A 12,633-nucleotide genomic window follows, 5' to 3' on the forward strand; every position below is an offset into this window, starting at 1 on the left:
GGTAAGTGCTACAATTATTTTTTGATAATGACGAATATCTTCATAACTCAATTCTCTTTCTTTGCGGTCTTTGAGCCATTTTTGAGCGGGTTGGTAACCACCGATGTAGAAATTCCAGGCGACTTCGGGAACGTTTGCAAAATATTGCGTTTCGTTAATATAAACATTACCCAGACCTGACAGGTTTTCGAAACCTGTCAGGTCTAATCGTGGTTTGCCTACTACATTATCACCATCTTCAGGATATTGTGTAATGTACTTTTCTACCACTTCGCTTTCTAGCAAATGAATTTGGCGTAATTGCGAACCTAACCCTCGAAGAGTTTCAAACTCTTCGAGGGTTTTTGGATACGGAACTCGTGGAAAATCGATCTTTAAAAACTCCTTGTATTTTTCTCTATAACTTGGCGAATGCAACACGGCATAAATATAATCGAGAATATCGATAGGCGCGAAGTTTTTGAGACCAGACAGGTTTTTAAAACCTGTCTGGTCTTCTTTCTCGGCAACAAAACCAATCCCCAATTTTTTAGCCATTTCGTTTACAATTTCCATATTAAGATTAGGAACACGACGATCTTGTGCTGAGCTTGTCGAAGTATCGTCTAATAAACTGGTTTGCGTTGTGGTTTCTGGATATAAGTAGAGTGGGAAAATGTAACCTGTTTCTTTTGTTTGTGATGATATATTGCACATATCTGAAACTAGACGGCTTATAAATATATGTTGAAAATCAAATGTTGATTGTTGTCTACAAGTAATAATAGAAAAATTTTCAAATTTATTTAAATGTGAAAACATTTCATCTCTTGGATAAGCAATAAAACCTTTAGATTTTCCTGTATAGAATGTAAATCTTTCATCAAATGGTCGATACATTATTTTAGTTATAATCGGATTGTTTGAAATTAAATCTTTTTTTGCCCATTCAATTGTCCAATCTCTACCATCATCAGGTAATTTTAGTTTATTACGTATTTCAGATATTTCAAAATTCTCAAAAGTATTCTTTATCTCTAATAATTCTTTTTTACTAAAGTTTATTGTTGTTTTGTCTCTTTTCGTTTGAAAACCCGAAACATACTTTTGTATTAATCCATCAATTTTAAAACCTTTTTCATAATCTGAAATTCCTTCAAAATTTTTATTTGTAAAAAAGTAATTTGGCTTTTCAAATTTTAGGTTTTTCCAATCGAGTTTATCAATGTTTTCTTCAAGAAAATGATATTTAAAATCTCTTTTTCCATACAAATCATAATGAAAAACTTCTCCAAGTTCATTTATCTTCTTATTTCCTGTTTTCACAAAAATATTTATAGAAACACCTTGCATAATGTCAAATACATTTTGGTCAACAGAACCATCTGGAGAAACTTCTTTTTTCTTAGCGTTTCCATGCAAATCTAAAATGTAAATTTTGTCGAAACTTTCTAATAAATGTTTTCGCATTTGTCGGTGTGTTATTCCGTCAATAAAGCTATTGTTAGAAATATAAGCTAAAATTCCGCTTCCGTTTTTATCTATAAAATGTTGTCCAAAACGTGTAAACTTTATATAATCATCGTCAAGATTAATTTTTCTTTCGTTTAAATCTTTTTTATAATCTTTAATTAAATTTTGAATCCATTCACTTTTGTTAGAACTACTCACACTATACGGCGGATTTCCCATAACCACCATTACTGGTGCATCGCGTTTTATGGCGTTGGCTTGGTCGGCTTCGTCACTTAACCAAGAGCTAAAAAGGGTTTGTGTGTCGGGATGCGCTTCTTCGAGACTGTTGGTTAAGAAAATTCTAAAACGTTGGTCATCTGTGGGTTTGTAGCCAGTTTCAGTCAGTAGCATGTCCATTTTGAGATGTGCCATGGCGTAGGATGCCATCAATAACTCGAAACCATTCAATCGTGGGATTAAATCGTTGGTTACATACTTGCTCCAAATGCCTTGTTGTCCTTCAAATTTTTTGTGAATGTGTCTTACAACTTCTGCCAAGAATGTTCCAGTTCCTGTGGCTGGATCCAGAATTTGTACTTTGTGTACTTCGACTTCGGTTTCTACTTCTTTTAGTTTGGCATCTTTACCTTTGGTTTGGGTAACGGCTTTTTTCTTAATTTTTATTTTGCTGGTGTCGGCTAAGCCTTCTTTAAGATTGAATTCGGTTTTCAGGATATCATCTACAGCACGCACTATAAAATTTACAACTGGTTGTGGTGTGTACCAAACGCCTCGTGCTTTTCTGAGCGCTGGGTTGTATTCACCAAGAAAAGTTTCGTAAAAATGAACTACTGGATCTTCTTGCTTGGTGCTTTTGCCAAAGTTTTTCATAATCTGCGCCACATCACTCGCAAGGAATATAGAAACTAGTTCTTCTACAATCCAAACCAAACGGTTGTCGAGATCATAACCAGCAATATCTTGAAACAATTTTCGCAAAAACGGATTGCTTTTCGGGATTAGCGAAGCGGCTTCTTCTCGCGAAAATGTAGGTAATGTTGGGTCGTGGTAACGAGCGGCAAACATTCCGTAGGCAATTGTTTGGGAATAAATATCGGCAAATGATTTGTTATCAATATCATGAATTAGCATTTGCTGAAACGACAACATCTGACTTTTTATACTGGAGCGAATACCGTTTTCGTCATCGTTATTTAATGATTTTTCGATAACGTCTGCCATCAGTTTTGCTTTTCCTGCCATCATTTGTGCCAATTTTGTAGGCGACTTGATGGTTTGCGAAATAGTTTGCGCAAAATTTTTGATAAGATTGGTAAACTGTTCGAAATTTTCAGGAATGGGAACTATTGCTCCATTTTCTATTTTAGCAATGGCAATTTTGGTTACAAATTCGCCATCTTTATAAAAATGAAAGTCTAGATAATCGGTAAAAATAAGATTGGTTAAACCAGCTTTGTATCGGTCAAATTGTTCTTTTAGTTTTTTGTCTTTTAAGTCGACCCCAATATCTTTGGCTTCGATATATCCTACAGGAATATCTTTTTGGGTTAGCACATAATCGGGTGCACCACAAGCCACACGAGCCGGTTCGTTAGTTACTAAAACATGGGGCAAAATAGCCATTATTACGTTTTGTAAATCGCCACGATACGAATGTTCTCTTGCGTTTCCGGTTTTGTAAAGGATATTTATTTTGTCGATATACTGTTGAATCGTCATTCTTGTTTTGTAAAAAATATTAAGTAACCAAACTTACTATTTAAAACTAACTTTAGCAATGATAACTTATAGGTATTTCTACCTGTTTTTTTAAAATTTAAAAATCATAAAACATATATTTTATGGTTTTCTGTAATTTAAGGAATAACAATATTTCCAACTGTTTTTTCAAATAAATACCACTTCCTTTTTTAAGCAAATTAAAAATTTAACAATTCATGCAGAAAAACCGTAGTATTTTATTTAACAATTAACATACTTTCAATTTTAAATTAAAACTGTTGGATGTAATTAAAACCATTTAGGGGAAAATGCCCCTTTTATCAATATGACAGGATAGGTAAGTTTGTAGTGTTAATTGTTTTTATAACAATAAGTTATGAATAATTATATAATCAATTAAATCAATTAAAAATGAAAAAAGTAAAATTAGTCTTGTTCATAGCAACAAGTATTTTCGGAATGACTTTTATATCTTGTCAGAAGTCAGAAGTTGAGGAAGCAAACTCTCAAAGTATTCAAAAACAGCAAACCTCAAGATCTGTTGCTGCCTGTCCATCAACGTATGCATTAGTGCTATCTGGGGGTTTTGGAACGCCTGTCCCTGCGGGTTTAACCTCTTATATTTATAAAGTAGACCTTTGTAGTACGCCAGTGGGCTATAATTTTGCCTCAGCCATAAAAATAGGAGCAACTCCAGTAACTGGCGTAACTGGAATTTGTGATATGCCAGGGATAGTAGATTATGCTTGGGCAGTAACTGGAGTAAACTCTAATTTTCCCAAAAGGCTACTTAAAGTACAAATTTCAACTGGAAATGCTAGTATAGTTGCAGTTACCTCAGTTTATTTACAAGATATAGAAAATTTTGGAACTACTGGATTGTTTGTGGCTATTCAAGAAGGGACTTCACAACTCATGAAAGTAAATGTTCCTAGTGGAGCAGCAACTGCATTTGCACCTATAGGTGTTGTGCCACAATACAACGGACTAACTGTTGTGGGTAATAATTTTCAAGCTATTTCAGGAACTACGAATGCTGTTTGTCCTCCAACTACGGGAGATATTTTCGAATATTTATCTACTGGTGGAAATTACATTGCAAAATATTCATATAAAAACCTAACGGCCAATGCAACATGGACTATGAAAGAGTTAGGATTTCATTTCGACAATTGTTGTGGTAGAAGATGGGTGGTAGGTAGTTCATCTAACATCATATCTAACAATACAAATATAGCTCCTTGTGTATTGCCTAATCCTACTTTCTTATTAAACACAAGTTTAACAGGACAAAATTTCTTTGCAATCTATGATTTTATGGCAAAACCATAATCACAAAAATGATAAATAAAAAAAGTCAGTAAGTGCATTCTTACTGACTTTTTGTTTATAAAGTGTGTTATTTGTATAAACTAGAAATTTGTTTTGTCAATAGTCGTGTGAAAAATTTGGTTTATTAGAGAAACAATTAAAAGGATTTAAATTGGCATATAATAATTAGTTTTATGTTTATGAACTTTATTTTGTCCTTTTTTATATTTTATGAAGTCATGTAAATTTTCACTAATGGATGTTTCTACTTTTTTTAATTCTAAATTTTTAATTCTGAATTTCCAAATCCATAGTTTATTCCAAAAAGAGTGAATAAGTTATTAATATCTCCGAAATTCTTACCATAACTACCCGTAAAATAAACTCCATTACTTATTTTATATTGAGCTACAAATACATTTCTATTACTATTAGCAATGGTAGAATTTGAATAACTTCTATTTATATGCTCGAAGGATAATGAAAAATCTTTAACAGTATAATCGATTTTCACTCCAAAATCGAGAGCATTTTTACGCTCAAATAGATTATTTACATCATCAGTTAATACATTATCACTAATATATTTACCTAAAAAAATAGCTGATAAATTATGATTTAATTTTTCCTTATTAACACTAAAAAGCTTTAAAGAGGCATTTATCCATATCCCACTTCTATTAAATCTTCTATTTGCAGTAGAATTATCTGGAAATGCTTCACTATAAGCAAAAGCACCATCTATTTGAATTAATGGAAGATCATCTAATTCTTTTATATAAGCATTAATAGAATCATCTTCTTTAATGGTTTCGAGAATAAGATCATTTGATTGTTTTTGAATTTCATTTTTTAAAGTTTCAATTTCTACTATTTCCTTAATCGTTTTTTCTAATGAGTCGATGAACAGATTTCTTTTAACATCATCTTTTTCTTCAGAAATTATTTTTTTGATATTTATTTCTTCAGTTTTTTTTCTTCTTTGTATTGAATCTAGAGAATCGGTGGATATTTTTTTGGGTTTTAAATTCCAGAATCTATTTGAATAATTTTTTAAGGACAACTGTAGTTTTCTATTCTGCTCAGAATTTCTGTAGGTAAAAAGATTCGTTCTGATACCAAAAGATAAATAGTTAGTTTTTTTTAATAGGCTAGCACTCGTTGTATCATTATAAACGGAAGCCATTGATACACTTAATTTATTTAAGATACCTGAAAAGTTGTTTTTATGTTTATCTTCATCTTCAATATTTAGATAACGATGTATGGTAGCTCTACTATCCTTGAAATACCAATAAGGTGAAAATTCTAAGGCAAAATTTTTGGGTATAATGTTTCCATTATTAGACAAACTTAAAAGCGTAATGCCTAAAGCTTTAGGGTTTATAGGTTTTTCAATTGAAGTAGGAGCAACATCCAGAATTTGAAATCCAGGAGAATCAGGAGTCTTTAAATTTTCATAATTGAATGTTTGTGCTTGTAATGAATTAAAGCACACTAATACTAAAAACACTAAAATTAACTTTTTCATAATTAAATATTTATTAGGTCGATTCTTTTTATTCCAGATATAAGTTCACCATTAGAGCTTTTATTTTTTTCATTTGGAAGTAATTCAAATGAAATAACTTGATTTCCTTTTCCTCCATTTAGATAAAAATGAATTTGTAAATTATTATAACAACTTTCCCAAGCTGATTTAGGAATTTTAGACAGCTGAACATATGTTTCAATTTTTATTGTTGAGTTGTTTAGAATAGTGTCTATACCAATACTAACCTCACTTATTAATCCTGCACCATTTGTAGAGTGTCCTTTATTTATAATCGAACCATCAGAAAGAAATAATTTTACTTCTGTAGTAGCAATTCCTGGAGTTGTAACTGTAACTGTAAGTTTGATTTCTTTACTTTTATTTTCAATTTCATAAACTTGATTTTCCATAATTTCTAATTTTAAAATTTACCTACTCTATAAATTCCCTTTTCGGCTAACTGGCTTATTACATAATAAATTAATATTTCAAACAGGACTACAAACTAAATATTAAGCAGGATTATTGTCTTGCTCATTATTAGGAAAAGTATTTGTTTGTGTTGGGCTATTATTTGGGGTTGTAAAAGTAGTTTCTGGTTTTTTATATACAATAGCACCCATCTTAGAAATTTGGGTGCTAAATAATCCTTCGATAAAATCGGCTCCAGAATATCCTGCCGCAACAATAGAGAAGATGTAACTTTTATTAAAAACAGTATCGGAATCACTATTCATTAACAAATACAAAGCGCCAGCTACAAAACCTATAAATAAACTAAGCGACAATCGAGCCATATTTATTTGGGTAAATCCGTTAGTTGTGGTACTCTGATTTAAATCGGATATTTTTTTTAAACCAATTGCCATTCTAATACCTTGTCCTAGAACACCAAGCAAACCGCCTGCAAGAACAGTATTAATAATATCATAAGCAGTGATAATTTCCATAGAAAAAGAGGTTTAATTTCTAAAAAATATGCGTAAAATTATAAATAAATACTGTAAATAAAAAGGGTATAAATACCTGTTTTTTCATAAATGAAATTTTAAATTTTTTAAGTTAAAATAAGGGAGATTTGTTTTTCTTTTTCATTTTAAAAAAAATAAAGGAGGATGCCTTTTGCGAACTAGATTATATTTTTACTTTTTTAAGCTGTTGCAATTTGTTTTAAATAAATAATAATGCAACAATTTTTGTAACAAAAAAAAATTTTGTTTTGAAAAAAAAGTTACGTTGTTTGTAACAAAAAAATAATTTTTAAAAAAAAGTTACAAATGAAACGAGATATTACTGTAACAACCCTGTGCTCGGTTTATCACAAGAGGAAATAGCCATGATATTAGGCATTAGCAGAGTTCAATGGGCTTTGTACGAAACAGGAAGAAGAGACATTCCACTCGCTGCCAAGCAGCAATTAGCTGTTTTACTTCTTTTTGTACAACAATTGGATAAAAAATCAGAAGATTTTCTGCATATAAAAATTCAAGAAGTAAAAAGGAAAAAGGTTTTTGAACAGCAAAGACTGATTAACAAACACAAGCAGATGATTGTAGAAAAGAAGCTAAAATCAATTGAAAAAAAATACGAAGCAGCTATGACTGCTTTAAGTCTAGTTCGTTTTTTAGAAACTAAAGCTAAAGAATCATCAAAAGAGAAAGATATGGTATTGTATATGATAAAAAGGAAAGCAGAAATGGCTATTGAGAAAAATGGTTTACATTTACAAGCAAAGCACCAACTTAAGCTTCAAGCGCTTCAACAAGAAGAAATGTTAATTAAAAAGATAGAGCAAACCATAATAACTTATTAAGCAAGCTCTATGTAAGGCAACCTTTTTTTAATTTATACCATTCTAATAAACCAACTCCAGATTTCATGATTTTGGAGTTTTTTTATTAAAAATAATAAAAAAAACACCAATATTGGGTCTTCCTTTACGCTCAATAAAAAATTGATTTATGTAGGTACAGTTTGTATTTTTGCTTTTATGAATGATAACTTTATAAACGAATACTTTGGCATTGGAATACAAAATGGCAAAACGCCCGAAAATTTGGGTGTTTTGTGGAGAACGGCCCAAAATTTAGGTGCTACTTTTATATTTACTATCGGTAATCGATATGCCAAACAAGCTTGTGATACGCATGATGCTGTAAAATCAATTCCTTATTTTCATTACGATACTTTTGAAGTTTTTTTTGATAACTTACCCAAAGGAGCCCGATTGGTTGGTGTCGAATTAGATGAAAATGCATCAGATTTAGAAACCTTTGAACATCCGAGACGTTGTGTGTATTTATTGGGTGCAGAAGACCATGGCTTGTCTAGAAAAGCAATGGATAAATGCCATTATTTAGTAAAATTTAAATCAGAAAAGAGTTTAAACGTTGCTGTGGCTGGAAGTATTATTATGTACGACCGAGGATTGTCTAAACCACGTTCTTAAAAAAAAGTTTTATTTGCCAATACAATATTTGAAGGTTTAAGCATTTACAATATTTACCGAAGATTGGGCAATAAATAGCCATGAAGTTACCACTTTACTCGCAATCTGGCAAAAGAAACCATCACCAGTAGTTACTTGTATTTATTTGAATATCAAAGCTTTTATATTAATTTTGTTAAATTAAAAGAATGAAATAAATGACTAACACTATTGTAAATGGCTATGATTACAAATATGATTATGAATTTTAAATAAAATAAAAGCGATTCAACTGGAATCGCTTTTGTCTTTATCTTGATTTATGTTATGAATTCATTGCAATTAATCGTCATCATTTTCTTCACCATCTTGATTACCTCCTTGTTCAATTGTGTTTTGAGCAGTATTTGATGAAATTTCTGTATGTCTTATTTGACCTCCAAGATAACCTGTTCGAGCTACTAAAGCAAAACTGATAACAGCTAAAAATAAGGTTACTGTTGTTGCTGATTTTACTAATGAATTTTTAGTATTTTCAAAATAGATGGAAATTAAAGAGGCAATTCCAACCACAATTAATGCAATGAGTGCATACATTGCAAAATCTGCGTGCTGATCAATCACATTTTCTGAAACGCCTTGTATATTTTCAACTGTTTCTTCGGCACCTTCGCCAGTAAGATAGGCAATTATTGCTCCGAATGCTGAAATGATAAGCATATAGTGCGCTGCAATTAGTGTAGTACTACTTTTTTTAAAAATTCCGTATCCTAAAACTAAAGTGCCTAAAAGCGAACCAAATATGGGAAGATGAGTGATGAGTAAGTGTAAGTGCGTTTGATCCATTATTTCTAAATTTTAAAGTGAATTAATTTTAATGAATTTTTCTCCGCTAGTCATAGAAATTCCACAACGTTTTGGAGCTTTTGTATCATAAGTATTTCCACATGTTGGACATACAAAATAAGTAGAAGCTAAGGTATTTGTCGTCTTGCTGTTTAAAGCCGCTAATGCAAGTTCATAAAATTCTTTATGCTTTTTTTCAGTTTTATAAGCATAATTTAAACTAATTAAAGCTAGTTGATTTCCTGCCACGTTGGCATCTTTAAGAAAGTTAGGATACATCGTGGTGGCTTCATAAGTTTCACCTTTAATAGCAAACTCTAAGTTTTCTTTAGTAGATTGTACTTTAACATCGATAGTTGCTGGTTTTACTAGAACTCCCATTTCTTCTAAAACCGCTTTGTGATTGTTAGCGTGTATTTTTTCGGCTAAAGATGCTGCCTTGAATAATAATGCAATTTCTTTAAAACCTTCCTCATTGGCTTTTTTAGAAAAGGCAGCATAACGAGCTGTTGCATTAGACTCACCATTAAATGCATCTTGCAAGTTGACAGCTGTTTTGGCTTTTGCATCAGCTACAGACATTGTTTCTGTTTCGGTTGATTTTTTTTCTGTGGTACTTACATCTGTTGGATTTTTCATTTCCCCACTATTCTCATTTGAGTTTTTACAAGATTGTAAAGAAAGACCGAGAATTAGAGCAAGACTTAATAGAATAACCTTTTTTTTAGTAATGCTAAAAAGTTTATTTTCTGGATATTCGCGATTTATTAATTTCATAATTTCTTTATTTTTTTAAATGTTGGGATTAGTCTTTATCGTTTTTTTCATTTGCTTCATTTTCTTCTTTCTCAGAAGTTTTTGTAGTAGCTTTTGCTGTTGTGTCTTGAACTTGCGTAGTTGGTTCTGCCTGAGTTGTAGTTACAGCAGTTTCTGCCTGTGGCGCTTCATTATTTTTACAAGATGTAAAACTTAGCGTAGCAACAAGTAATGCGAAGGTTAAAATTTGTGTTTTCATTATATAACTGTTTTTAAGTTTTTAATAGTGTAAAGGTCAAGCTAGTTGTCTTTTACCTATCTAAGTAAAATCTTAAATTCAGCTAAAGTTTTTAGGAAGGAAATTGCAATTGAAATGTAGTACCTTGATGTATTATACTTTTTACAATAAGTAATATGTTTTGTACCTCACACAATCTTTTTGCAATAGAAAGGCCGATTCCGTTTCCAGGTATTTGAGAATTTCTGGAGTCGTCTACCCTATAAAATCTATTGAAAAGTAAGGGCAATTTATCGGCTTCAATTCCAATACCTTCGTCTGTAACGGATAGTGTTTTATCTTCTGAATTCCAAGAAATATAAACAGTACCTTCTGTTTTATTGTATTTAATGGCATTAGAAATTAGGTTATCTAAAATCATTTCCAATAAAAGTGGATCAGCTAAAACCAAAACTTCATTAGGAATAATATTGTTGATGTGAATGCTATTTCTAACTCTGAGTATTTCGTGATTTTGGACACTTTTTTCGATTATTGTTTGTAACACAATTTGTTCATAATTTGCTTTTAACACACTAGATTCTAATCGTGCTAACTGAAGTAATTGATCGTGTAATTGTGACAATCTATTGGTTTGTCGCAACACTTCTTTCATTTTTACTTCATATTGTTCAGCTGTTCGCGGTTTTCTTAAAAGTACTTCTATAATTCCTTTAATTGCCGCCAAAGGGGTTTGCATTTCGTGGGAAGCATCAGATGTAAATTGTTTTTGTTGGTAAAAACTATTTTCTAATCTGTTTAAAAGCTGATTTATGGTAGTTGCTAATTGGTGTATTTCGTCTTGATTTTCGGGCAATGGCAATCGAGAATTAATGTTGGTATAATTAATTTTTGATGCTGAATGTATCAATTGATGTATTGGTGCAATAGCTTTGGAAGCTACAAATGACATAATAAAATATAAAATGAATAGAATAGTAATGTAAGTTAAAATTAAAACTATCAGTAAGTTATGTAAAACATTGTAGGATTCTTGTTGTGAAACTCCTATTGTTAATTGTCCGATTATTTTATGATTATTGTTAAAAACAGGGAATTGACCTTGTCTAATTTTTTGCTTGTTGATGGTTGCATTATAAAAAACAGTTGCTGTGTTTTTTGGGTTAAAAAGAAAGTGATTTTCTTGTAAATTGATCGATTTGAATAGGGTATTTCCATTTAAATCGACTATTTGTATAAATGTTGGATTTACTTCTATTTGATTGTGTTCTGCTTCTTCCCACTCAGACATTTTATTCATTATGATTTGGTCATCATTCCAATCTAAATTAGCAAAAACTTCCTTTTTTTCTGTAGTAATATCGTCATCTAAATGCTTATAGGAAGTATAATATACTACAGAATAAATAACAATAAAAGCGATAGCTGTTAGTGTAGCAATCGCAAATAAATTATAAGTGGCTATTCGTTTTTTAAAACTTAATTTCATTGGTCTTCGTTAATCCTATATCCAACACCTCTAATAGTTTGTATCATTGATTGCTTATTATCTATATCTAATTTTTTTCGTAGTCCATTAATAAAAACATCAATTACCGCAGTGTCTTTATCAAAATGAATATCCCATATTTTTTCCATAATTCTTGAACGGCGACATACTTTTCCTTTACTACGAAGTAATAATTCTAATAATCCAAACTCTTTCTGAGTTAATATAACTTGTTTTCCGTCTTTAGTTACTTGATGTGCATCAATATCCATTTGAACGTTACCAACTATAAATAGTGATTGTTCACCTGTTTTGTTTCGCATTAAAACTCTAATTCTTGCTAACAATTCTTCAAAAGCAAATGGTTTTTTTAAATAGTCATTAGCACCAATTTCTAATCCAAAAACGGTATCATCTACCGTATCTTTTGCAGTTAAAAAAATAATGGGCACTTGTTGGTTTACTTTTCTAACACTTCTGCAAATTTCTATTCCACTCACACCAGGAAGCATCCAGTCGAGAAGCATCACATCATATTCGTTAACAAAATCAAGGGCTAATTCTAAACCTTTTCTTCCATTATCAGCAACGTCTACAGCAAAACCTTCTTCTTCAAGTCCCTCTTTTAAAAAACCTGATATGGCCGATTCATCTTCTACTATTAAAATTCGCATTGCTAATTATTTTAATCAATTATTATTTAAGGATTTGAACCACTTTCATTCTCATCAAAATTTGGCAATGCCAATTCTACCCCTGCACCATGTTGATAAACTAATTGCCCTCCCAAATAACCTGTGCGAGAAACCGCAGCGATTACTGACGTAAATAATAAAATACTTATTATTTAAAAG

At 31.1% G+C, this 12,633-nt stretch carries 12 protein-coding genes; 3 read left to right on the forward strand and 9 right to left on the reverse strand.

Going from position 1 to position 12,633, the window contains the following annotated elements; genetic code table 11:
- A partial coding sequence (locus ABI549_RS11575) for a type ISP restriction/modification enzyme (RefSeq protein ID WP_348076620.1) occupies positions 1-3,174 on the reverse strand: 3,174 nt, incomplete at its 3' end.
- Positions 3,175-3,588: 414 nt separating this feature from the next.
- On the opposite strand from ABI549_RS11575, the gene ABI549_RS11580 reads away from it, so the two are divergent.
- Positions 3,589-4,509, forward strand: a complete 921-nt coding sequence (locus tag ABI549_RS11580) for a hypothetical protein (protein WP_348076621.1) — start codon at positions 3,589-3,591, stop codon at positions 4,507-4,509.
- A gap of 259 nt (positions 4,510-4,768) precedes the next feature.
- Here the strand turns inward: ABI549_RS11580 and ABI549_RS11585 are convergent, their stop codons facing one another.
- From ABI549_RS11585 to ABI549_RS11595, 3 genes are all read right to left on the reverse strand, one after another.
- Positions 4,769-6,019, reverse strand: coding sequence for a hypothetical protein (locus ABI549_RS11585; RefSeq protein WP_348076622.1), 1,251 nt, complete (start codon positions 6,017-6,019; stop codon positions 4,769-4,771).
- A gap of 2 nt (positions 6,020-6,021) precedes the next feature.
- Positions 6,022-6,432: a hypothetical protein gene (locus ABI549_RS11590; RefSeq protein ID WP_348076623.1), complete on the reverse strand. Its 411-nt coding sequence runs from the start codon at positions 6,430-6,432 to the stop codon at positions 6,022-6,024.
- Positions 6,433-6,534: 102 nt separating this feature from the next.
- Entirely contained in the window at positions 6,535-6,972 is a 438-nt protein-coding gene (locus tag ABI549_RS11595; protein WP_348076624.1) for a hypothetical protein, read from the reverse strand.
- 386 nt (positions 6,973-7,358) lie between these two features.
- On the opposite strand from ABI549_RS11595, the gene ABI549_RS11600 reads away from it, so the two are divergent.
- Together ABI549_RS11600 and ABI549_RS11605 are read left to right on the forward strand one after the other, a co-directional pair.
- Entirely contained in the window at positions 7,359-7,835 is a 477-nt protein-coding gene (locus ABI549_RS11600) for a hypothetical protein (RefSeq protein ID WP_348076625.1), read from the forward strand.
- Between the two features lie 177 nt (positions 7,836-8,012).
- Positions 8,013-8,471 (forward strand): RNA methyltransferase, encoded by a 459-nt coding sequence (locus ABI549_RS11605; RefSeq protein WP_348076631.1) that lies wholly within the window; start codon positions 8,013-8,015, stop codon positions 8,469-8,471.
- Between the two features lie 321 nt (positions 8,472-8,792).
- Here the strand turns inward: ABI549_RS11605 and ABI549_RS11610 are convergent, their stop codons facing one another.
- The 5 genes from ABI549_RS11610 to ABI549_RS11630 all read right to left on the reverse strand — a co-directional run bounded on the left by ABI549_RS11610 (position 8,793) and on the right by ABI549_RS11630 (position 12,453).
- Positions 8,793-9,296, reverse strand: a complete 504-nt coding sequence (locus ABI549_RS11610) for a DUF2231 domain-containing protein (protein ID WP_348076626.1) — start codon at positions 9,294-9,296, stop codon at positions 8,793-8,795.
- Positions 9,297-9,308: 12 nt separating this feature from the next.
- A complete protein-coding gene (locus ABI549_RS11615; protein WP_348076627.1) occupies positions 9,309-10,073 on the reverse strand; it encodes a ferritin family protein in 765 nt (254 codons plus the stop codon).
- Positions 10,074-10,101: 28 nt separating this feature from the next.
- The gene (locus ABI549_RS11620; protein WP_348076628.1) at positions 10,102-10,311 is read right to left on the reverse strand and encodes a hypothetical protein; all 210 of its coding nucleotides are present in this window, start codon (positions 10,309-10,311) and stop codon (positions 10,102-10,104) included.
- Between the two features lie 91 nt (positions 10,312-10,402).
- Positions 10,403-11,779 carry a HAMP domain-containing sensor histidine kinase gene (locus ABI549_RS11625; protein ID WP_348076629.1) on the reverse strand — a complete coding sequence of 459 codons (1,377 nt, stop codon included), beginning with the start codon at positions 11,777-11,779 and terminating at the stop codon, positions 10,403-10,405.
- Positions 11,776-12,453, reverse strand: a complete 678-nt coding sequence (locus ABI549_RS11630; protein ID WP_348076630.1) for a response regulator transcription factor — start codon at positions 12,451-12,453, stop codon at positions 11,776-11,778. The genes ABI549_RS11625 and ABI549_RS11630 overlap by 4 nt, the downstream gene beginning before the upstream one ends.
- Positions 12,454-12,633 lie beyond the last annotated feature (180 nt).

It is taken from the genome of Flavobacterium sp. (assembly GCF_039932285.1).
Classification (GTDB): domain Bacteria; phylum Bacteroidota; class Bacteroidia; order Flavobacteriales; family Flavobacteriaceae; genus Flavobacterium.

Excerpts from the sequence above, each read along its gene's own strand:
- ABI549_RS11605 (WP_348076631.1), top strand. The coding sequence starts at position 8,013 with ATGAATGATAACTTTATAAACGAATACTTTGGCATTGGAATACAAAAT.
- ABI549_RS11600 (WP_348076625.1), top strand. The coding sequence starts at position 7,359 with ATGATATTAGGCATTAGCAGAGTTCAATGGGCTTTGTACGAAACAGGA.
- ABI549_RS11620 (WP_348076628.1), bottom strand. The coding sequence starts at position 10,311 with ATGAAAACACAAATTTTAACCTTCGCATTACTTGTTGCTACGCTAAGT.
- ABI549_RS11595 (WP_348076624.1), bottom strand. The coding sequence starts at position 6,972 with ATGGAAATTATCACTGCTTATGATATTATTAATACTGTTCTTGCAGGC.
- ABI549_RS11625 (WP_348076629.1), bottom strand. The coding sequence starts at position 11,779 with ATGAAATTAAGTTTTAAAAAACGAATAGCCACTTATAATTTATTTGCG.
- ABI549_RS11610 (WP_348076626.1), bottom strand. The coding sequence starts at position 9,296 with ATGGATCAAACGCACTTACACTTACTCATCACTCATCTTCCCATATTT.
- ABI549_RS11585 (WP_348076622.1), bottom strand. The coding sequence starts at position 6,019 with ATGAAAAAGTTAATTTTAGTGTTTTTAGTATTAGTGTGCTTTAATTCA.
- ABI549_RS11580 (WP_348076621.1), top strand. The coding sequence starts at position 3,589 with ATGAAAAAAGTAAAATTAGTCTTGTTCATAGCAACAAGTATTTTCGGA.
- ABI549_RS11630 (WP_348076630.1), bottom strand. The coding sequence starts at position 12,453 with ATGCGAATTTTAATAGTAGAAGATGAATCGGCCATATCAGGTTTTTTA.
- ABI549_RS11590 (WP_348076623.1), bottom strand. The coding sequence starts at position 6,432 with ATGGAAAATCAAGTTTATGAAATTGAAAATAAAAGTAAAGAAATCAAA.
- ABI549_RS11615 (WP_348076627.1), bottom strand. The coding sequence starts at position 10,073 with ATGAAATTAATAAATCGCGAATATCCAGAAAATAAACTTTTTAGCATT.